The 20,283-nt window shown below is 46.1% G+C and carries 20 protein-coding genes; 7 read left to right on the forward strand and 13 right to left on the reverse strand.

Annotated features, from left to right (window positions below; translation table 11 throughout):
* Nucleotides 1-70: 70 nt before the first annotated feature.
* The 5 genes from efp to ACFS25_RS30830 all read right to left on the reverse strand — a co-directional run bounded on the left by efp (nt 71) and on the right by ACFS25_RS30830 (nt 3,726).
* Nucleotides 71-634, reverse strand: a complete 564-nt coding sequence (efp, locus tag ACFS25_RS30810) for an elongation factor P (RefSeq protein ID WP_381508904.1) — start codon at nt 632-634, stop codon at nt 71-73.
* A 123-nt stretch (nt 635-757) separates the two neighbouring features.
* Nucleotides 758-1,741 carry a beta-ketoacyl-ACP synthase III gene (locus ACFS25_RS30815; RefSeq protein ID WP_381508905.1) on the reverse strand — a complete coding sequence of 328 codons (984 nt, stop codon included), beginning with the start codon at nt 1,739-1,741 and terminating at the stop codon, nt 758-760.
* Between the two features lie 98 nt (nt 1,742-1,839).
* A complete protein-coding gene (plsX, locus tag ACFS25_RS30820) occupies nt 1,840-2,781 on the reverse strand; it encodes a phosphate acyltransferase PlsX (RefSeq protein ID WP_381508907.1) in 942 nt (313 codons plus the stop codon).
* 147 nt (nt 2,782-2,928) lie between these two features.
* A complete protein-coding gene (gene rpmF, locus ACFS25_RS30825) occupies nt 2,929-3,123 on the reverse strand; it encodes a 50S ribosomal protein L32 (protein WP_012929722.1) in 195 nt (64 codons plus the stop codon).
* Between the two features lie 57 nt (nt 3,124-3,180).
* A complete protein-coding gene (locus tag ACFS25_RS30830; RefSeq protein WP_381508909.1) occupies nt 3,181-3,726 on the reverse strand; it encodes a YceD family protein in 546 nt (181 codons plus the stop codon).
* Nucleotides 3,727-3,974: 248 nt separating this feature from the next.
* Between ACFS25_RS30830 and ACFS25_RS30835 the strand changes: the two genes are divergently transcribed.
* The 5 genes from ACFS25_RS30835 to ACFS25_RS30855 all read left to right on the forward strand — a co-directional run bounded on the left by ACFS25_RS30835 (nt 3,975) and on the right by ACFS25_RS30855 (nt 9,941).
* Entirely contained in the window at nt 3,975-4,883 is a 909-nt protein-coding gene (locus ACFS25_RS30835) for an EamA family transporter (RefSeq protein WP_381508911.1), read from the forward strand.
* 47 nt (nt 4,884-4,930) lie between these two features.
* Complete coding sequence (locus tag ACFS25_RS30840; RefSeq protein WP_381508912.1) at nt 4,931-5,140, forward strand: hypothetical protein; 210 nt, start codon at nt 4,931-4,933, stop codon at nt 5,138-5,140.
* A 139-nt stretch (nt 5,141-5,279) separates the two neighbouring features.
* Nucleotides 5,280-6,794 carry a S41 family peptidase gene (locus tag ACFS25_RS30845; RefSeq protein ID WP_381508913.1) on the forward strand — a complete coding sequence of 505 codons (1,515 nt, stop codon included), beginning with the start codon at nt 5,280-5,282 and terminating at the stop codon, nt 6,792-6,794.
* A 123-nt stretch (nt 6,795-6,917) separates the two neighbouring features.
* The gene (locus ACFS25_RS30850; RefSeq protein WP_381508914.1) at nt 6,918-7,460 is read left to right on the forward strand and encodes a 3'-5' exonuclease; all 543 of its coding nucleotides are present in this window, start codon (nt 6,918-6,920) and stop codon (nt 7,458-7,460) included.
* A gap of 342 nt (nt 7,461-7,802) precedes the next feature.
* A complete protein-coding gene (locus tag ACFS25_RS30855; RefSeq protein WP_381508916.1) occupies nt 7,803-9,941 on the forward strand; it encodes a prolyl oligopeptidase family serine peptidase in 2,139 nt (712 codons plus the stop codon).
* Nucleotides 9,942-10,008: 67 nt separating this feature from the next.
* Here ACFS25_RS30855 and ACFS25_RS30860 read toward each other — a convergent pair whose 3' ends face one another.
* Nucleotides 10,009-10,530, reverse strand: a complete 522-nt coding sequence (locus tag ACFS25_RS30860) for a hypothetical protein (protein WP_381508918.1) — start codon at nt 10,528-10,530, stop codon at nt 10,009-10,011.
* A 482-nt stretch (nt 10,531-11,012) separates the two neighbouring features.
* On the opposite strand from ACFS25_RS30860, the gene ACFS25_RS30865 reads away from it, so the two are divergent.
* Entirely contained in the window at nt 11,013-11,900 is an 888-nt protein-coding gene (locus tag ACFS25_RS30865) for a DUF2279 domain-containing protein (RefSeq protein ID WP_381508920.1), read from the forward strand.
* On the opposite strand, the gene ACFS25_RS30870 is transcribed toward ACFS25_RS30865, so the two are convergent.
* The 4 genes from ACFS25_RS30870 to gldB all read right to left on the reverse strand — a co-directional run bounded on the left by ACFS25_RS30870 (nt 11,891) and on the right by gldB (nt 17,253).
* Complete coding sequence (locus ACFS25_RS30870) at nt 11,891-13,789, reverse strand: MutS-related protein (RefSeq protein ID WP_381508922.1); 1,899 nt, start codon at nt 13,787-13,789, stop codon at nt 11,891-11,893. The two genes, ACFS25_RS30865 and ACFS25_RS30870, sit on opposite strands and share 10 nt — an antisense overlap.
* A gap of 70 nt (nt 13,790-13,859) precedes the next feature.
* Complete coding sequence (locus tag ACFS25_RS30875) at nt 13,860-14,276, reverse strand: Fur family transcriptional regulator (protein WP_381508924.1); 417 nt, start codon at nt 14,274-14,276, stop codon at nt 13,860-13,862.
* An 80-nt stretch (nt 14,277-14,356) separates the two neighbouring features.
* Nucleotides 14,357-16,162: an ABC transporter ATP-binding protein gene (locus ACFS25_RS30880; RefSeq protein WP_381508926.1), complete on the reverse strand. Its 1,806-nt coding sequence runs from the start codon at nt 16,160-16,162 to the stop codon at nt 14,357-14,359.
* Nucleotides 16,163-16,272: 110 nt separating this feature from the next.
* Nucleotides 16,273-17,253, reverse strand: a complete 981-nt coding sequence (gene gldB / locus ACFS25_RS30885) for a gliding motility lipoprotein GldB (RefSeq protein ID WP_381508927.1) — start codon at nt 17,251-17,253, stop codon at nt 16,273-16,275.
* A gap of 39 nt (nt 17,254-17,292) precedes the next feature.
* Here gldB and ACFS25_RS30890 point away from each other — a divergent pair, with 39 nt between their 5' ends.
* Complete coding sequence (locus tag ACFS25_RS30890; RefSeq protein WP_381508929.1) at nt 17,293-18,189, forward strand: porin family protein; 897 nt, start codon at nt 17,293-17,295, stop codon at nt 18,187-18,189.
* 151 nt (nt 18,190-18,340) lie between these two features.
* Here ACFS25_RS30890 and hisF read toward each other — a convergent pair whose 3' ends face one another.
* From hisF to hisA, 3 genes are read right to left on the reverse strand one after another with little or no spacing between them, the layout of a single operon-like run.
* Nucleotides 18,341-19,102 carry an imidazole glycerol phosphate synthase subunit HisF gene (gene hisF / locus ACFS25_RS30895; RefSeq protein ID WP_381508930.1) on the reverse strand — a complete coding sequence of 254 codons (762 nt, stop codon included), beginning with the start codon at nt 19,100-19,102 and terminating at the stop codon, nt 18,341-18,343.
* The gene (locus ACFS25_RS30900) at nt 19,102-19,524 is read right to left on the reverse strand and encodes a GNAT family N-acetyltransferase (protein WP_381508932.1); all 423 of its coding nucleotides are present in this window, start codon (nt 19,522-19,524) and stop codon (nt 19,102-19,104) included. The genes hisF and ACFS25_RS30900 overlap by 1 nt, the downstream gene beginning before the upstream one ends.
* A complete protein-coding gene (gene hisA / locus ACFS25_RS30905; protein ID WP_381508933.1) occupies nt 19,521-20,243 on the reverse strand; it encodes a 1-(5-phosphoribosyl)-5-[(5-phosphoribosylamino)methylideneamino]imidazole-4-carboxamide isomerase in 723 nt (240 codons plus the stop codon). The genes ACFS25_RS30900 and hisA overlap by 4 nt, the downstream gene beginning before the upstream one ends.
* Between the last annotated feature and the right edge of the window lie 40 nt (nt 20,244-20,283).

The raw sequence follows: 20,283 nt of genomic DNA on the forward strand, positions 1-20,283 counted from the left end.
GTTTAGGCAGGCAGTCAGCAAGGTGAACAGTACAGCCTCACGATGTAACTGGCCATCTAGTTAACTGCTTTTATTTCACTCGTTCTACGTAATCACGGGTACGGGTATCAACCCGGATTTTCTGACCTGACTCAATAAAGAGCGGCACCATAATCTTTGCCCCCGATTCTACTTCAACCCGCTTTTTAGGGCTGTTAGCCGTATCGCCTTTCATACCTGGTTCAGCATACGTCACTTCCAATTCGACGAAAGGTGGCAGTTCGCACGATAAGGGTACGTCGCTATCGGCATTGATTAAAATCTCTACTTCTTGGCCTTCTTTCATTAGGTCAGATCCTTCAACGATTTTTTCGTTCAGATTAATCTGGTCAAACGATTCCTGGTCCATAAAGTTATAACCAGATTCGTCTTTGTAAAGATATTGGAATTTACGGCGTTCAACTCGAACAGGGAAAATTGTCACACCCGCGTTAAACGTGTTGTCAATTACCCGGCCCGTAGTCAGGCTTTTTAGCTTAGTTCGAACAAAAGCCGCGCCCTTACCCGGCTTTACGTGTTGAAAATCAGTGATTTGAAAAAGGTCGTTATTGTAGTTGAGAACCAATCCGTTGCGGATATCTGCGGTCGTTGCCATCTATTGAATTATAATTTTACGAATTACAACCGCACAGGCGGTCCCATTACGATTTTACAAAAACCCGATTCACGACAAATCGCAAATCGTACACCGTAACGGGCTTACCCGTGTGGCAAAAAATCAGTACGCCCACTTTACGTAAGCGGCTCCCCATGTAAAGCCACCACCAAAAGCCGCCAATACCAGGTTATCTCCTTTCTTCAATTGAGATTCATAATCAAATAGGCAAAGCGGAATAGTGGCCGCCGTGGTGTTACCGTACTTATGAATAGTCATCATAACCCTGTCGGGTTGAATACCCATTCGATGCGCAGTAGCATCAATAATGCGTTTATTGGCTTGGTGCGGCACTAACCATGCGACATCATCACCAGTGAGGTGATTCCGCTCCATAATTTCAGCCGACACGTCGGCCATATTTTTCACCGCAAATTTAAATACAGACGGTCCATCCTGATAAACGTAATGCCAGCGTTTTTCTACCGTCTCGTGCGTGGGTGGATAGCGGCTACCACCTGCTTTCTGAAACAAATGGCTCTGCCCGGATCCATCCGACTTAATAATGGTGTCCAGGATACCAAACCCTTCAGTGCTGGGTTCAAGCATTACGGCTCCGGCTCCATCACCAAATAGCACGCAGGTTGTCCGGTCAGAATAATCAACGATGGCTGACATCTTATCCGCTCCGACAATAACTATCTTTTTGTATTTCCCCGTCTCAATAAATTGCGACCCTACGGTGAGGGCGTATAAGAAACCGGAACAAGCTGCCTGAATATCAAAGCTCCCTATATTACGAATGCCAACCATGTCGCAAATAAGGTTTGCGGTACACGGGAAAACATAATCGGGGGTAGTTGTCGCACAAATAAGTAAATCGACTTCTTCGGGTTTTATATTTAGCTTTTCGAGCAAACCTGCCACGGCCTTTGCCCCCATGTGCGAAGACCCCATGCCTTCGCCTTTTAGAATGTGCCGTTCTTTGATACCGGTTCGGCTTGTAATCCATTCGTCATTCGTATCCACCATACGCTCCAATTCGGCATTAGTCAGTACGTAGTCGGGAACGTAACCATGGATTCCAGTTATGGCAGCTTTACTCATAGGAGATAGTACAGTTATCAGTAAACAGTTGACAGTGAACAGTTATCAGTGGATCAGATAATCAAAACCTGTTTACTGTTCACTGATAAGTGTCCACCCTAACCGAGTGCCTGTGCAATTTTAGTGTATGCGTCGGACTCAACCTGCCGGATGGCCAGACCAATCATATTTTTGATGGCTAACGGCGACGAAATACCGTGGGCTATAATTACATTCCCGTTGACACCCAGAATTGGACTTCCACCAACCGATTCATAGTTGGTTTTATCCAGAAACTCATCGCTGATGCCTCGTTGAGCTGCCATTCGATAAAATGACTCACCTAACTTAAACATTGCATTACCAGTAAACCCATCTGTTATTATAACATCGGTATGTCCGGCAAAGAAATCGCCCCCTTCAATATTACCAATAAAATTAATCCGGTTATTTTCTTTCAGGAGTTGATGCGCAGCTTGTGCCACTAAGGATCCTTTCTGATCTTCAGTGCCAATATTCATCAATGCTACACGCGGCTTAGCAATATTAAACGTCGATTGAGCGTAAATGGAGCCAATTTCACCAAATTGGGCCAGCATCTCCGGCTTACAATCAGCATTAGCACCAATGTCGAGCATAACGGCATAACCGCCCGTGATTTGCGGAACAAAACCCGCAATACATGGTCGAAGAACGCCCTCAATAGCTTTTATGCTAAATAAGGCTCCCACATGCATAGCACCTGTATTACCCGCACTGCAAAACGCCTGAACCTTACCTTCCTTCAAAAGCTTAAACCCAACCCCGATACTGGAATTGGGTTTCTGCGAGAGCGCTTTTGTTGGGTGCTCACTCATCTCTATGACATCGTCAGCATTGACCAATTCAATATTGGCGGCCGAATAAGTACTATGCTTTTGGACTAACTCTTGTATAATAGACTGTTTGCCAATCAGCACAACAGCTACGTTTTCCGGCAATTCAGCAGCGGCCATCAAGACTCCTTCCACAATAGCTTCGGGAGCGAAATCGCCACCCATTGCGTCCACTGCAATTTTCATTGACTCCGTTTGTTCAATACCTCCCAGTTAAGCTGGATTTCAAAAGTAAATACGCGTAAAAATAGGGAGGTAGCAGGCAATAAAAAAGTATTTCGCGTTCATCTTCGGAAAGACGTCAACGAAATACTTCTCAGAAATGGGCGAGATTTAGGCTGTTTTGGCGTAATTCTCAATAATCATTTGCCCTTTATAGAACAGATTGCCTTCAAAAACGTGGGCGTGGTGACGCTCGTGTACTTCGCCAGTTTGGGCGTCGGTTGAAAGCGCTACTGGCGTTGCCTTGTAGTGCGTTCTGCGCTTATCGCGCCGGGTGCTGGAGTGGCGTCGTTTGGGGTGTGCCATGTCAGTTTACAGTTGTCAGTTATCAGTTTTCAGGTACAGCCCATAGGCCGGAACCGTTTAATTATCACTCAGTTTTCGCAAAGCGGCCCAGCGAGGATCAATATTCGTCTGGTCGTCTGCATCATTATTCGTTGTTTCACCGGAACGGTAAATAAGTTTGCCGTTCTGGTCGTCGTCTTCCTGATCGTCCTCATCCCGAAAACGGGGGTGAAGCCGCTTCATGGGTAGAGACAGGCTTATGAACTCAAAAATGTAGCGGGCTACGTTAATCGTTGACGTATTCCGTTCGATGAGTTCTATTTCGTCGCTCAATTCCTCATTATGATCGCCGAACTTCAGCAGCATTGTCTGCTGGGTATCCACTGGCTCATTATACTCATCAAGGCTACGGTCGCAAATTTGCTCAACCTCACCCACGATGTGAAACTCCAGCCGAATCATGGTCTCAGACTTTTCAAGCACTAAGTGTGTCTGAACATTGCCCGCTTTAATCAGCTCTTGCTCAAGGGCGACGAAAAACGTGTTGTCCGATGTAAAATCGTACTCGTAGCGTTTCGTATCAAGACCAACGATATGAATGTCGTATGCGCGTAATGGGTTCACCTTGTATCTCCTCCGCTCCGGCGTACCGGTCCAAAAATTAAGACCGCAAAGATACGAAACGTTTGTGAATCAGGAAAGTAATGAGCAAAAATTTAGTTGCTCATATCAATTGGCGGTTGTTTGGCCATATTACTTGTTTTGCTAGTAAATTCGTTGACATTCAGGCGATAAAGATTGATCAAACGCACGTTACGTTTAGCCATTGCTTTATTTTTTGCTACTATACTTCCAGCTGAATCGAAACGACAATGTTATTCACCGTTAGCGCCATGACTTCCTTTGCCATTCTGGTTCGCATTTTGGCTAACCCGCTCTCAAATGTATTTCAGAAACAATTAACTCAGCGGTCGGCTAATCCGTTGTTTGTCATTTCGGCAACGTATGGTATTCTGATGCTGGTTTGCCTGGCGTTTTGGCCGCAACTTCGTTTTACGGGTTTACTTTTCGAGTTCTGGCAAAGTATGCTGATATCTAGCCTGTTCGCTATGTTTGGCAATGTATTTTTGGTAAAAGCAATGCATACCGGCGATCTGTCTGTACTGGGACCAATCAATGCTTACAAGGCAATAGTTGGTATGCTCATCGGCGTATTTCTACTGAACGAAATTCCGGGATGGTGGGGGTTAACGGGCGTATTGCTAATTGTGGCAGGAAGTTATATAGTGCTGAATGATAAGCAACAACGTAAGGAAATCTCGTTGCAGTCAGAAAAAGTAGGTTTATTTAGGAGACCGGAAGTCAAACTACGGCTGGCTGCGTTGGTATTTTCTGCCATCGACGGTGCATTTTTGAAAAAAGCAATTATTCTCTCGACTCCGACCATCGCTTTTTTTTATTGGTGCGCCATAGGCTTCGGGTTGACCCTTATCTGGATTTCGCTAACGATGCGAACCACGTGGCGGGCGCAAACAACACTACTCGTTTCGCAGAAAACAACTTATCTGGCTCTATGCGCAACAGTTGGCGTAACGCAGATGGCAAGTAACGTTGTACTGGCAGATATGCCCGTTGGCTATGCGTTGGCCTTGTTTCAAACATCAGCCTTAGTAAGTGTCTTGTTTGGATACCAATTCTTCAACGAGCAGGGAATCCTGCGAAAACTCATTGGGGCAGGTGTCATGGTTGCCGGAGCGGTGCTAATTACGGTTCTTGGGTAACCATATCGCCAAATTATGAGTTATTGATACCTAACCATTCTTCTACTATGGCTCAATACCAGCTTGTCGAAAAACACACAATCGAGCACCATAACGAATATTATGAAGTGCGAACAACTCAGGATGATGACCAGCCTAAAAGCCTGTTTTTCACCACTAATGAAGAAAATCTGGAAGATGTGGCAGCTGCAATTGTGGCCGATCACCTGTCGGGTGCAAAACATTGGACAATTATTCCACATCGAAAAGACGCTTAATTAATGCTCGGCAAAACAACCGATCACGAAATTTTAATGAAGTCTTAAACAATTTCTATTGACAATAGTTACGCCAAAGTTTATATTCACGGAATGAATACCGAGAATCCCGAAAGGGTGACTTCTACCGTAACGTGTAATGATAAAGATTGGTAAGACTCTGCGTTTAGTGGGCTTGTTTACTAGTTTAGTTTACCAGATTTCGTTTGCTCAAGTATTCACACCCGCCCAGACTCGTGCTGATCTAAGCTATTTGAAACGAAAACTCGATTTGCTTCATCCGGGAATGGGTTATTACACGCCCCAGCCCCGGATGGAGCACTTGTATGATTCATTGTATAATCGCCTGACATCTCCGGTTAACTATCTGACGTTTTTTCATCACGTTAGCCCACTCGTTGCCGCGCTGAAAGATGGGCATACGAATCTAAATCATCGTAGAAATTACATTGGTAAGAATACGCTCTTCTTTCCTTTTTATATCAGGCTGGTAGAATCTCAGTATTTCATCAGTCACAATGTATCGGCAGACACGAGTCTCCAACGCGGTACCGAGTTGCTGACTATTAATGGCCGATTGGTGGCCGATTTGCATCGTGAGTTAATGAATACCGACCATTCCGGCTCTGATGGAGACAACCTTACCGGTCGTCGGCAATGGAGTTTAGTACAGTTTGCCGATTATTACGCAGCCTGGTTTGGCTCGGCTGATTCAATTAAACTTACATATCGGCTGGCAGGCGATAGCCTCATTCGGCAAACGCGAATAAAGTGTCTGACCCTGCATGATTTTAGGACGACAATACAGAGTCGGTACGGAGTTGAGCTCGACCAGCGACCTAATTTGTCAGTCCGGGTAGTTGATACTCTTACTCACACGGCCGTGTTGCGCATCTCTTCGTTCATGGGATTGAAAAAAAAGGATCCCTTTCAATGGGCGTTTAATCGACGCTTAAAACGGGCATTCAAACAAATACGGCACGAGAACATACAAAATTTGGTCGTTGATATGCAGGGAAACGGCGGGGGTATTGTAGTAAATTCAGCCCGGTTGCTACGGTATTGGATGCCAAAGTCATTCCGTATCATGGAGCATGAAGAAATGAAACGGGGTGCGCGCGCCGAACTCGTGACACGCTGGAATCCCTTTTCTGCCCTGAATTTCAGTCTGCAATATAGAGCAGATAACCGTGGGGGATTTGCAAGCCGTTCTGCCAACCGACGTTATCGGCCCCGGCACCGGGATGCGTTTGCCGGAAATTTATATTTTCTACTAAACGGAGCATCATTTTCTGCTACGACATCCGTATTAGCGAAAACGCTCGATGCAGGTATGGGTACGTTTGTTGGCGAAGCCAGCGGCAGTGCGTATTGGGGTGATTTTGCTGGCCACTTCAAAACGGTAACGCTGCCAAACTCACGGCTTCAGGTACGTATACCGCTTAAAAAATTAACACACGATGTTGACAGTGAGCGATCTAACGGATTCACGATTGAGCCAGATTTTACTATCATGCGCAGCTTTGACGATCTGATGACTAATCGGGATTACGTGCTGGATTATACCCTTCGACTGATTCGTGAAGGCGTAGTGGTTCGGCCAGGTCTGGAGAAACAACCGAGTCGGAACCGGCCGTTGCAGGCTTCACGCTAAAGCCGTACCTTTATACAGTATTCGAAACATCGTTTATGGTATTCGGTAAGCACTTATTAAGTAAGCAATAGGTTATTAAGGTGTTGGCTTAGTATAACCGAAGATCTTAAAAACTATTTTTTTGTGTATTGCATCGTTGACGTTGAAACGACTGGGGGAGTGAAAGGGCCTACCCGCCTTACTGAAATTGCTATCTTCCGGCACGACGGACAGCAGGTGGTTGACTCGTTCCATTCATTGGTTAATCCCGGCTGCCCAATTCCCCCATTTATCCGACACCTGACGGGCATTTCCAATGAGATGGTTCAGGATGCCCCTACGTTTGCTGATATCGCCAATGATGTTCTGGCTATTACTCAGGACGCCATTTTTGTGGCCCATAATGTTGGCTTCGATTTTAATTTCATTCAAAAAGAACTGAATTGGTTAGGCCATGACTATTTCAGACGGACGCTCTGTACGGTTCGTACGAGCCGAAAACTACTTCCGGGCCATCCTTCGTATAGCTTAGGTAAACTTTGCCGCTCGCTCGAAATTCCCCTTAGTGGCCGCCACCGTGCACAAGGTGATGCGGCTGCCACGGTACTGCTGTTTGAGATGCTGCTACAGAATGATTCACAGGGCTTAATTCCCCGAATCAACCCCCAGATTGAATATACACAATAGGCAGACATCGGTAGATTGATTTCTGACCAGACTGGCTCTGGCAGAGAGTGCACCACTCCATAGAGCCAGTTGCAACTAGACATTTCTGATACCTAGGCCCAATATCCTTTTGACTTGCTCTTTATTGAGCCCTCGTCTTTTATCCTGATAAGCCAATACGGTTCGTTCCGATTAACACACCATGTCTAAATTTATTTGACTGGCATTGGCGTGTTTAAGCAAGTTATTGATTCATTCCTGCGTGATTCGATACAACATTATTACGATCGTTCAATTTGGTTTTTCAAGGTTGTGGCCGTAACTAGTAATCAAATTACCCTTCTCTTTAATCAGCATTAACCTATGAATTTTTACAACCCCGTCCGATTGTTTCTTATGCTGAGTTCGTCCGTAGCACTGGGCCAGTCAACAGACCCACTTCCCTACCCCGTCGCCCGAAAAACCGATCAGGTTGACAACTATCATACGTTAAAGGTTACCGATCCTTATCGTTGGCTCGAAGATGACCGTTCAGCCGAAACTGCCGATTGGGTTAAAGCCGAGAATAAAGTCACGTTCGATTATCTATCGCAGATTCCGTATCGAAAACAATTTCAGGATCGACTTGAGCAGGTATATAATTATCCGAAATATTCAGCACCCACCCGTAAAGGGGAATGGTTTTATTTCTCGAAAAATGACGGATTACAAAACCAGGCCGTGTTGTACCGTCAAAAGGGACTCGAAGCAAAACCTGAAGTTGTCATAGACCCTAACAAACTTTCGACTGACGGCACAACACGACTGGGTGCCTTTTCGCTTTCTAAAGACGGTAAATACGCAGTCGTGGGCTTGTCGAAAGGAGGTTCAGACTGGCAGGAATATCAAATTATGGACCTGTCGACAAAACAGTATTTGTCTGATAAAATTGAGTGGGTAAAGGTATCCGGGGCCGCCTGGCAGGGCGACGGCTTCTATTATAGCCGTTATCCCAAACCCGAGGGCAGTGCACTGGCCGCTAAAAACGAGAATCATCAGGTATTTTTCCATAAATTGAATACCCCGCAATCAGCAGACCGGTTGGTGTATGAAGACCCAAAGCATCTGCAACGATTCCACAATGTTAGTACGACCGACGATGAGCGATTTGCGCTGCTCTCGGTCAGTGACCGGGGACAGGGAAAAGATGGTAACTCTCTTCTTTTTATTGATGCGAAATCACCCCAAAAGACCTTTACGCCCATTGTGGCCGAGATTACAGATTTTAGCTACGGCGTATTAGACAACGATGGCGACCGGCTCTTGATTCTGACCAACGAAAAAGCACCAAATAGTAAAGTTGTAACTTTCGACACGAAAAAGCAGACCTTCTCGGCACTTATTGCCGAGAAGCCTGAACCCATTGCCGAAGGGAGTGTCAGTGCAGCGGGTGGTAAATTATTCGTCGAATATTCGAAAGATGTAACTTCGAAGATAGAGATATTTGATTACAGCGGAAAATCTGAAAGTGAGGTTAAACTACCCGCTATCGGCTCTGCGGGAGGATTTGGAGGTGAGAAAGATGACAAATTTGTGTTCTACACCTTTACTTCTTTCACCTTTCCACCAACGATTTATCGCTATGATATTGCAACTCGAAAAAGTGTCGTTTTCCGCGCACCTGAAGTTGATTTCAAACCCGCCGATTACGAGACGAAGCAGGTGTTTTACACCAGCAAAGATGGGACGAAAGTACCCATGTTTTTGACCTACCGCAAGGGGCTAAAACTCGACGGTACCAACCCGACGCTGCTCTATGGTTACGGTGGTTTCAACATCAGCCTGCCCCCTTCGTTTAGTCCATTTCGAATTCCATTCTTGGAACAGGGCGGTGTATATGCTCAAGCCAACTTACGGGGAGGCAGCGAATACGGCGAAAAATGGCATGAACAAGGCATGAAATCAAAAAAACAAAATGTGTTCGACGATTTTATTGCCGCTGCCGAATACCTGATTGACCAGAAGTACACCAGTTCGGCTAAGTTAGCCATTCAGGGAGGCTCAAATGGGGGCTTACTAGTAGGCGCGGTTATGAATCAGCGACCTGAATTGTTCCGGGTAGCTATCCCGCAAGTAGGCGTTATGGACATGCTGCGATTCCATAAGTTTACTATCGGCTGGAATTGGATTGCCGACTACGGGAGCAGCGATAATGCCGATGAGTTTAAATCACTTTATGCCTATTCGCCCCTTCACAATATCAAGCCCGGTCTGAATTATCCGGCCACGCTTATCACCACCGCCGACCATGACGACCGAGTTGTACCGGCACACTCGTTTAAATACGCGGCCACGTTGCAGGAGGTTTATAAAGGAAAGAATCCTGTATTGATTCGGATTGATACCAACTCAGGGCATGGTGCCAGCAACACGAAAAAGAATATAGAAACGGCAGCCGACATTTATTCCTTTATTCTCTGGAATATGGGCGTAACAAGTTTGAAGGAAGTAGCTAGTAAATAAGATCAGAATTCAACAAAAAGGGCCATCTGAAAATCAGATGGCCCTTTTTGTTGATAGATTGGGTCAATTACAGTTTGAACGTGACACCCAATAATAGAGGAGCAATGCCCGTTCCCAATTCGGCAAAACCGCCTACTTTTTCACTGAAAAAGTAACGACCGCCAAGGTGAATTGGCACGAAAATACCACTACCGAACGTACTAAATCCTGCTCCATAGCTATTGGAATAAGAAACACTTTCATAACCTAAGCCAATACCAGCATAAAGATCCGCCTTATCAGTACTTAAGTTCAGAATTTGATTAAAGTGATATGAACCACGAGCAGCAAAGTATAAATAACTGATTTTATCAGCATTACCAAGATAACTAAAACTACGGTAGGCGGCCTGTCCACCAACTGTAATGTTTGGGGCAACGCCAAAGTCAGCCGAGGCTCCGAAGGCAATACCGCCAGCGCTGGAATAACCGCCTACGCCAATACCGAGGTTGATGAATTTGGTGCCTTTGTCAATAGCGAGTTGTGCGAATGATTGAGTACCGGCTAGCAGGCCAAGGACCAATAAAATAGAGAAGTGGATTTTTTTCATGCGATATAACTGATTTATGTTAGAATTTGAGACAAAGTAAATGCGAATCTGTGGGGCTAGCAAGCACAAATAGCAGTCACTTATTAATCGGTCATATATTGGAATACACAACAGTCATAGCAAACCCAGATTGATGCATAACTATACCAAGCTAGTTTATTTAGCTTAAATGCCTCATTTTTAGCAAATTGATCCACGAAATTAAGTCTCACTCAGCTTTCACATCTTCCTGAAAATCGTTCTGAATTTATCAACTTTGGGAGGGTAACAAACGTATGAAAGTTATTATACTGCTCATTCTAGAATCACATCACCGCTTACATAATAGATTTCGCGTTCAGAGAGGCACGATAGCCTAGTGTGTATTACCAGATTTTCTACTAAGCGAGTGGACTATTTCGGGCATCTTCTACCTTTCAAGCTTCAGTAAATAAGCACCCTTACGTAACTTATTCATAGCCTATGAGTCACACATGTTGCTCATGGGTTTAAAACTTCTATTTCTATTAGCTATTCTGTCTGGTAGTGCGTCAGCTACCCGGTTAGATAGCCTTGTTGGACAACCAGTTACCATAAATAAAAGTCGGTTGTGGATCGTTGGGGCTACATCGTTGCTCACGCTTAGTTCAACATACGCTTATCTGGAACGAACCTGGTGGCACGGAAAAGGGGTTCCGTTTCACTTCGATGAGGGCCGGGATTTAGTCTATGCCAGTGGCTTAGACAAAGTAGCTCATTTAACGGGTGGCGTTTTCATATCAGAAGCGTACTATAATGCTTTCCGTTGGGCGGGCGTTTCAGAACGTAAAGCCGAGTGGCTAGCCCTTGGTTCGGCGGCTTTTGTCGAGTTAAGTATTGAAGTGAAAGATGCCTATTCACCAACGTATGGTTTCAGCTGGCGCGATGTTGCAGCCGGAACCCTCGGTGGAATCTGGCCAATGGCCCAACATCGATCCGGCTTTCTACGTGATGCTCAATGGAAAGTAAGTTACTGGCAGCAAACGCCTAAATATTTTAACGAGCGTGGTATTCCAGTGCAACGCCTTTCCATTGACGACTACATTAACCAGACATACTGGTTCTCGTTTTCGCCCGACCATTTCGGTGGTCAACGCTGGCAACGCACCTGGCCTGACTGGCTACAACTGTCAGTGGGTGTGGGGCTGGAAGCCGAAACGTGGAGCCTTAATCATGATGGGTTGGGCGGGCGGCACGAGTGGTACATTGCCCCCGATATTAATCTAGTTAAACTGCTCAAGCCGCGGAGTAAAGCTGCCAAAGCAATTCTGGGTCTGTTCAACTACATTAAGATTCCGGCTCCAACCCTGCAACTTGGGCCGACACTCCGCTGGCACTGGCTTTATTTTTGAACGACACCCATCTCAATACCAATTGCCTGCATCAATTGACTGGCATTGAAGCTCTCACAAATGCCATTGCGAAGTTTATAATCAAAAATCAATTCGCCGTTATTGAGGTCAGATTGAAAGTGATAATTGCGAACAAAGCCATCTGCATCAGTAAGTTGCCCTAATTCGAGATCATGGGTTGACACAAACCCCGACGCCGTTGTCTGGTGTAATTGGCGAATGAGGGCTTCCGCTCCCCGGTGACGGTCAGCCGAGTTTGTACCCTTCAGAATTTCATCTAAAAAATAAAGTACCGGTAAGCGGTCTTGTGATGGTGATGCTCCATCGGGATGCTCCTCTGGAAACTGCTGTCCATCAAGGCGTTCCTGAGACAAATGAGTCTGTGGCCTATCAGCTTTCGGCTTCGTCAGGCCGATTAATGTTTGAAGTCGCTTGAGTTCTGCATAGAACGACGACGTACTTTCTTCGAGTGAGTCTTGCGTGCGCATACTCGTAAATACCCGTACCGGCGAGCACGAAAAACGCTCGGCACTCACAACGGCACCCGCCAGAGCCAGCACGACATTAGCGCCAACAGTGCGCAAAAATGTACTTTTCCCCGACATATTTGAGCCCGTAATCAATATCGTTTTACCAGAACCTCTCACTATAAGCGAATTGGCAACACTACGATTTTGTGCTAACAATGGGTGCGTTGCCAACGTTATGTCCAGCGTAAATTGATCCTCAACGATGTCGGGGGTGGCATAGGTTGGATGCGCATACGAAAATCCCGCCAGACTATTAAGGGCTTCCAGTTCACTAAGAGCCTCGAACCATCGGTTGATATCCGGCCCGTGGGTTTGCCGCCAGCGTTCGAGCCGAAATAGGTAATGAACGTCCCACAAAGTCGCAATTCCGAATAGTAAAAAGAAATACGGGTTTCGCCGATAATTCAAGCCCTCGGTTAATCGCCCAAGTTGTCCAATAGCTTCCGAGGCTGATTGGTTACCTGATGTTAGTGCTTGCTGAATAGCCCGCAACCGCACAGCGTCTCCTTTAAATTTTTCGGCGTGTTGAAACAATGCACGAAAGGCCCGCAGTGCCGCCGAAATCTCAAACGTCTGTTCACTAACTTCTTTAGCCCGTCCTGATGTTTGACTAAGTACCAAACCATGAACGGCCAGCCCTAACAGCACAACTCCACCCGGAACGTAACCCATCAACCAGGCCACAAACAAACTCAGTGTAATGGCTGGAAACACGAACCGAATAATTGTCAGGTAGCCTGGCAACGGAGAGGTTTTCTCGGTAGCCCATTTAATAAGTACATCGGGCGACCGGCTAATGGCTGATTCAACGTAGGCCAGTGCTTCAAGTTGCTGCCGCCACTCAATTTGCGGATTCAACTCGGCTACGGCTTGCTGACGGAGACGAATGGATTCGGGGGCTGATGGCGCTTTGAGCCATGTAGCCAGCCGTTTCTGGCCGCCGTACGTATGCGTCCGGTTGAGTAATCGAAAAAGTGAGTGCTTGCCAAATACATCTAAATCACCTGAGTAGTAATGGGTAGGACTAGCAAACTGCTCACCTGTTTCGGGACGTAGGTATTGACGTTTGAGTCGGGACGCTTCATCCTTATTGATAAGTACCAATTGATGAGCTAAATCCCGTTTATGACGAACGCTTTGGTGCTTTTTCAGCAAAATCAAAAACCCGATCAGGCCGGTCACTAAGGCAACTATAGCCCCAAGTTGCTGATTGAGTTGGATAAGCAACCAGATGGCAGCAACGATTCCAATGAACCAGACAAGCCGCCAGAAGGCCAACTGATTATGTTGACGTTGAGCGGCTTCTTCTGCCTGAGTAAATTTCTGTTGACGTTCGGTAAATACAGTTTCGGTGGGCATTTTATTTTTTTGTCATGCTGGAGCCCTACGGCGGACCGGGCCAGCCGGGTGCCGAAGGGCTCCAGCATCTTTATTTATTACAGGCCAGGCAAACGCCCTGAATTAGCAGGTTCATTTCCTTGCGGTTATAGCCCTCAGGCAGCGCGATAGACGGAATGCTAACTTTATCTAAACAAGTTGTTTGACCACAGGCTTCGCACTTGAAATGGACATGGTCGTGGTGATGATGGCCGTCGGCGCAATTCTCCCGACAAAGGGCATATTTTGTACCACCTTCATCGTCCAGAACTTTATGCAGCAGTCCTTTATCCAGGAATGTGCGTAGTGTCCGGTAAATCGTTACGCGGTCATGATCAGGACTAAGACCATTTTCGACATCGTTGTGCGCCAATGCATGACCAGCGTTCAGAAATAAATCAAGAACTTCCTCGCGACCATTCGTATGACGGAGGTTAAAATTTTTCAGTGTTTTAGCGGCCGAAGACATATTGGTTTTCGGTTTATAGTTTTCGATTTATACGTTTTGATGGCCTAACCAGTACACCAAAACGTATGAACTGAGAACCGTTAGTCTATTATTTCAAACTGCAATTTAACTAGATTCGCGTAGATGCCGTCCTCCTGAGTTGCCAACTCGTCGTGAGTACCTGACTCGGCAATCTGCCCTTCGCGCATGACATAAATCATATCTACTTTGCGGATGGTTGCCAAGCGGTGAGCAATAATAATCGTTGTGCGGTTTTGCATCAACTTGTCTAGTGCTTCCTGTACCAGACGTTCCGATTCTGCATCGAGCGAACTGGTTGCTTCGTCTAGAATTAGAATGGCAGGATCTTTCAGAATAGCACGGGCAATGGCAATTCGCTGCCGCTGACCACCTGACAATTTAACGCCCCGTTCACCAACAACTGTTTGTAACCCTTCGGGAAATGACTCGATAAATTGAAGAGCATTGGCTTTCCGGGCAGCTTCGCGGATTTCGGTTTCTGTCGCGCCGGGTTTACCATACTGAATATTTTCCAGGATTGTCCCACCAAACAACATGACTTCCTGCGGCACTACAGCAATATTTTTTCGCAATTCGGTTACGTTAATGCCTGCTAAGTCGCGCCCGTCAACTGTAATTTGACCACCACCAATTGGGTAATACCGCATCAGCAACTGCACAATCGTCGATTTACCGGCTCCACTTTGACCAACCAGCGCAATTTTTCGGCCAGCCGCTACATCGAGTGTGATACCTTTCAGCACAGGTACGTCGGGGCGGGACGGGTAGGAGAACCGAACGTCATCAAACCGAACATGGCCGTGTACCGGCACAAATAGAGGCATTTCCTCTTCGGCATTTACTTCGGATGGTTCCTCAAGAATTTCCAAAATCCGTTCCGACGCGCCAATTGTCTTCTGTAATTGAGCATACAAATCGCCCATTCCTGCTACAGAACCACCAATAAATGTCGTGTAAACGATGAACGTGAGCAAGTCAGCAAAGGGCATTTCGTTGGTCATGACCAGCGAGCCACCATACCAAACCACACCGATGATACCTCCAAAGAGAGCAAAAATGATGAATGAGACAAATACGCCCCGAAACTTGGCTGCGTGTAAAGCAGTATCCACAACCCGTTGCAAAGCGGTTCCGTACCGGTTAATTTCCAGTTTTTCGTTTGTAAATGCCTTCACGACATTCACCGACTGAAGCGTCTCCTCAACGATTATATTGGCCTGAGCCAGCAAATCCTGCGCCTGTTTCGACAGTGTGCGAATAAACCGACCAAAGAACATAGCGGCCACGATAATGACCGGGAATGTTGCCAGCATGAAAAGCGTCAGTTTCCAGGAAACATAAAAGATGATGATCGTACCGATGGTCAGCGTACCCACTTGCCGGAACAATTCAGCTACGGTCAGCGTCAGGACATCCTGCAACTGCGAAATATCAGCCGAAATACGACTGGTTAATTCGCCCACACGTCGCTTCTCAAAGAAGGGAATTGGCAGGGTAATGATTTTACTATAAGCTGCCCGGCGCACATCGGCCATTGCTCGTTCGCTTACCTGCGAAAAAAAGTAAATGCGAAAGAAGGAGAAAATTGATTGCGCGATTAATACGCCCACAAAAAACAGCGTAACCTGGTTAAGTGTAAAGGCCGACTTTCCCTGAATAACGCTCGTAATTTGACCGATGAGCAACCCGAAACTCATGGTTGTGCCCGTCGATAAGATCAGAAACACAAATCCTATTATGTATTGAGTTCGGTAGGGTTTTACGAACTGAAATATGCTCAGGGCTTTTTTGAACCCATCGCGACTAAATTTCTTTTTATCTTCTTCGTTGGCTTCTTCGCCAAAACTTCTTCCTTGTTTTGCCATTGTTTTTTTGTGTCGGATTCTTCAAACCTGACATTAATACTGCGTCGGGTTCTTAAACCCGAAACCACACGTGCCATTGTTGTTTTATGTAGAGACTGGTCTGCCAGCGTCTACGAATTATCCTTTTGTCCTTTATAACCCGATTGCTCGAAAATCTGCCGCGCGTCGGCGTTACGCATTAATTCTGAAATACTTACGCTGCTATGTTCATCGTGATATCGTCCGACAATACGCCAACCCACCCACCGGCCAATAGCCCCGGGGCAAGCCTGACCAATTTCAGCCGTAAAGGGCCGTTCGTTCAAATATCGCTGTTTTGTGGCGGAATTTGTCTGGTATAACAACTGATTATCAATAAAGTGCGCCCAAACAACATCTTGTGCATTAAACGTTTGTGTCAATTGTTTGTCTGAATACCCGATGACTAGACTATCAGCTACATCGGGAAGCATTGCTTTGGTGAATACGTACCCTTTGCCATAGTACACCATATCGGCTACCATCGTTTGGTCGGTGCGGTTAGTGGCATTGTATTTGTCAGAGATAGCAAAAACAATAGCAGGCACGATGTACTCTTTCTGGTATCGACGCAGAATATATTGCGGGAATTCTTGGCTTGGCGGATGGTATTTGGCTTTCGGCCCGGCAAAGTAATCAAGACCAATAACAATCAGACTATCCGTAATGACTAAATCGGGTCCAAGAAAACCCGTTACCATAGTAGCGACCTTGGGGGCTTTAAAGTCAGGAAAATCTTTTTTAATATTGGCAAAGGCTTCGGTTAATTGGCTACGCAGGTCAGCCATGTCACCATACTCGGCCTGAATTTGTGTATTAAGCTCGTTAAGTGCCGGGTTATTGACCCGGTTGGTCAATTCCTGAACAAGTGCCGTATCATTTCCGGCCTCGTTCGCGTTAAAGTACAATTGAGACACTGCCTGATTCTGGTTTAACAGCATCCGAATACTATTGGATGATTTGCCAGAAAAAAGTTGTTGATCAAGTCGGATAAAGGTAATGTCTTCGTTTTTTGTACACGAAGTCAGCAGAAAGAAACAAAAAAGGCCTACAATGGCCAACCGTATTTGCATGAAAATCACGTGTTTTCAATATAGAAAACGTGCAAAATTATGAAAAAAGTTGCAGGGTTAAGCTTGATTTTGGTCATGTTGATTGTTGGCTATGGTTGGGCGCAGTCTACATCACCCGCATTGTACCAAATAAGAACGAAGGAATCGAGCGTTACAGAGAAGCGATTCCGCAAAATCTTGGGTGATAACTATGACGGCCAGGATAAGAATCGCCAGGACTACGACGATGACCGCAAGCGTAAACGCCGTCAGCAAAGTACTGGTAGCCAGACAGAAAACAATGGATATGGGTCTGGCCCCAATTATACGTGGCCTCACCACCTTATTGAAATGGGTATTCGGTTTGCCCCCTCACTTGATGTCAATACCGCTCAGGGAACGGGAACATATACTGATTTTCGCAATAATGGCGCGGGCATTCGGATGAGTGTTGGCCCAACACTGGATTATTTTTTCTTTAAAGATCGCTACGCGTTTAGCACGGGTCTTTTCTATACGATTAAGCGGTCGGGATTTCAAATGCCCGGCTCGTTTGGCGAGACCCGCTGGACGCCAGGCTCACCAGAAAAAGAGTCCGTATATAATTTACAGTACCTACAAATTCCGGCAACGGTAAAGCTATTTGCTAATAATATCGGCCCAAATATGCGGTTGTACGTACAGACGGGCGGCTTACTAAGTCTGAAATTAGCTGAAAAGGCCATAGATCAAGTACGCAATGGCCTCTATACGGCGGAGAGTGGTGGCAACCGGCGACAGTACGGTTTCGGCGACATCGAGTTGTTACTTGGTGCTGGCGTACAATACAAAATCAACCAGAACAATGCATTCAACATCGGTATGAGTTATCAACGCGGGTTGATCAATGTAGCACGCGCCAGTGAATTGACCTCTAAAAATCGGGTTGTTGCACTGGACTTAGGCTTTAAGTTTTAGGGAATGGCTACATATTGGCAAGCTTGCTTTATTCTGTAGCTCCCGCTGCTGTGTCATTATTGGGGACAACTTTAGCTAAACTGTGTATGTGGCTCAGATAGCCTTTGGGTGTTCCTAAACGACACTCAACAGCCAGCGTTTGGCAGAGTCATTAGTTTGTAATCCTCATTTCAATTCCTTTACTCCGCAAATACCCTTTCAAATCTGGAATGCCAATTTCTTTAAAGTGAAAAATACTGGCCGCCAGTCCGGCATCAGCTTTGCCGGTTGTGAACACATCGACAAAATGGTCCATCGTGCCCGCCCCACCCGATGCAATGACCGGAATATTGGCGGCTCCCGAAATCTGTGCCGTTAGCTCAAGGGCAAAGCCTGCTTTTGTGCCGTCGGTATCCATTGAGGTCAGGAGAATTTCACCAGCTCCCCGGTTTTCAACTTCTTTCGCCCAGGCAATCGTACGCAGTTCCGTAGGTTTACGCCCACCATGCGTGTGAACAATGTGCTCACCATTTACGTACCGCGTATCAATAGCCACAACTACACACTGACTCCCGAATTCTAAAGCCAGTTCATTAATTAAATCAGGATTGCGAACAGCCGATGAGTTAATCGAAATCTTATCGGCCCCGGCATTGAGCAGTGCTGATACATCGGCCACCGACGAGATACCACCGCCAACCGTAAACGGAATGTTGATTGTATGCGCCACATTTCGCACGAGTTCAATCAGAGTTTTACGTTCATCGACAGTGGCCGTAATGTCCAGAAAAACCAGTTCATCAGCACCCTGTTCAGCATAAATAGCCGCCAGCACAACCGGGTCGCCTGCATCGCGTAGGTTTATGAAATTAGTACCTTTTACGGTGCGACCATCTTTAATATCCAGACAAGGAATAATACGTTTTGTAAGCATTAGTAGGCGGTGAAGGCTTTGATGAACATCGTATTTTCGGGACTATCAATGGGTGTAAAACCAAATTGCGTGTATAATCCGTGGGCGTCCTGCGTTACCAGCATGATTCGGCGTAAACCTTGTAACGGTGGGTAAGCCATAATGAATGCCACAAGCTGTTTCGATAGTCCCTTACCACGATGTTCCGGCAGAATGAATACATCGGCCAAATAACCGAATGTGGACAGATCAGTTACGACACGGGCAAAGCCAATTTGACAATCGCCCTGGTACACACCAAAACAAACCGAATTTTCAATCGAACGCTGAACAATCTCAACTGGAATATTCTTACACCAATACGCTTCCTGACTCAGAAATTTGTGGATAACAGCAAGGTCAAGTTTCGCTTTATCGACGCTGATCGTGTATTCATTAGTCATTGATTAGTAATCTTTTGTAATTCTTTCAGGGTCACGCGCCCCTCATAAATTGCCTTGCCGACGATAACGCCGAAGACACCCATATCAGCCAGAGTTTCTATATCGGCCATATTACTTACACCACCGCTGGCAATAATATTGAGCTGAGGAAATTGGTCCTGCATGTTTCGGTACAAGTCAAACGACGGACCTTGCAACAGACCATCTTTTGCTACGTCGGTACTGATTACATACTTTATTCCCTTATCGACCCACTTCTCCAGAAAATCATAAATCCAGACATCGGTGCCTTCCTCCCAACCGCTGACAGCTATTTTCTCATTTTTAGCATCAGCGCCCAGAATGATTTTGTCGGAACCGTGCTTTGAAAGCCAGCGCTCCATTAGGTCAGGGTCTTTTACGGCAACACTGCCACCTGTAATCTGTTTAGCTCCGCACTCGAACACAACCCGCAAGTCATCGTCGGACTGAACACCACCACCAAAATCGACGTGCAGGCTGGTTTTCGATGTAATCAACTCTAATACTTTCCAGTTTATAACGCGCTTCTCTTTGGCACCGTCGAGGTCCACGAGGTGCAGGCGCGTCAGACCAGCCCCCTCAAATTGTTGAGCTACTTCCAGCGGTCGGGCATTATATTCTTTCTTCTTACTGTAGTCGCCCTGAGTAAGACGAACGGCCTTACCGTCGATTAGGTCAATAGCGGGTATGATGTGCATGAGTAACGCGGGCGAAAACCCGCTTTCTGTATGATCTAAA

Origin of the sequence: Spirosoma flavum (assembly GCF_042686045.1) — a bacterium.
Classification (GTDB): domain Bacteria; phylum Bacteroidota; class Bacteroidia; order Cytophagales; family Spirosomataceae; genus Spirosoma; species Spirosoma flavum.

Bases quoted from the DNA above. Each gene is read 5' to 3' on its own strand.
- ACFS25_RS30860 (WP_381508918.1), bottom strand. From the start codon at position 10,530: ATGAAAAAAATCCACTTCTCTATTTTATTGGTCCTTGGCCTGCTAGCC.
- ACFS25_RS30870 (WP_381508922.1), bottom strand. From the start codon at position 13,789: ATGCCCACCGAAACTGTATTTACCGAACGTCAACAGAAATTTACTCAG.
- ACFS25_RS30855 (WP_381508916.1), top strand. From the start codon at position 7,803: ATGAATTTTTACAACCCCGTCCGATTGTTTCTTATGCTGAGTTCGTCC.
- ACFS25_RS30845 (WP_381508913.1), top strand. From the start codon at position 5,280: ATGATAAAGATTGGTAAGACTCTGCGTTTAGTGGGCTTGTTTACTAGT.
- hisA (WP_381508933.1), bottom strand. From the start codon at position 20,243: ATGCACATCATACCCGCTATTGACCTAATCGACGGTAAGGCCGTTCGT.
- ACFS25_RS30840 (WP_381508912.1), top strand. From the start codon at position 4,931: ATGGCTCAATACCAGCTTGTCGAAAAACACACAATCGAGCACCATAAC.
- ACFS25_RS30890 (WP_381508929.1), top strand. From the start codon at position 17,293: ATGAAAAAAGTTGCAGGGTTAAGCTTGATTTTGGTCATGTTGATTGTT.
- gldB (WP_381508927.1), bottom strand. From the start codon at position 17,253: ATGCAAATACGGTTGGCCATTGTAGGCCTTTTTTGTTTCTTTCTGCTG.
- ACFS25_RS30875 (WP_381508924.1), bottom strand. From the start codon at position 14,276: ATGTCTTCGGCCGCTAAAACACTGAAAAATTTTAACCTCCGTCATACG.
- ACFS25_RS30815 (WP_381508905.1), bottom strand. From the start codon at position 1,741: ATGAGTAAAGCTGCCATAACTGGAATCCATGGTTACGTTCCCGACTAC.
- rpmF (WP_012929722.1), bottom strand. From the start codon at position 3,123: ATGGCACACCCCAAACGACGCCACTCCAGCACCCGGCGCGATAAGCGC.
- plsX (WP_381508907.1), bottom strand. From the start codon at position 2,781: ATGAAAATTGCAGTGGACGCAATGGGTGGCGATTTCGCTCCCGAAGCT.
- ACFS25_RS30835 (WP_381508911.1), top strand. From the start codon at position 3,975: ATGTTATTCACCGTTAGCGCCATGACTTCCTTTGCCATTCTGGTTCGC.
- efp (WP_381508904.1), bottom strand. From the start codon at position 634: ATGGCAACGACCGCAGATATCCGCAACGGATTGGTTCTCAACTACAAT.
- ACFS25_RS30900 (WP_381508932.1), bottom strand. From the start codon at position 19,524: ATGACTAATGAATACACGATCAGCGTCGATAAAGCGAAACTTGACCTT.
- hisF (WP_381508930.1), bottom strand. From the start codon at position 19,102: ATGCTTACAAAACGTATTATTCCTTGTCTGGATATTAAAGATGGTCGC.
- ACFS25_RS30880 (WP_381508926.1), bottom strand. From the start codon at position 16,162: ATGGCAAAACAAGGAAGAAGTTTTGGCGAAGAAGCCAACGAAGAAGAT.
- ACFS25_RS30865 (WP_381508920.1), top strand. From the start codon at position 11,013: ATGGGTTTAAAACTTCTATTTCTATTAGCTATTCTGTCTGGTAGTGCG.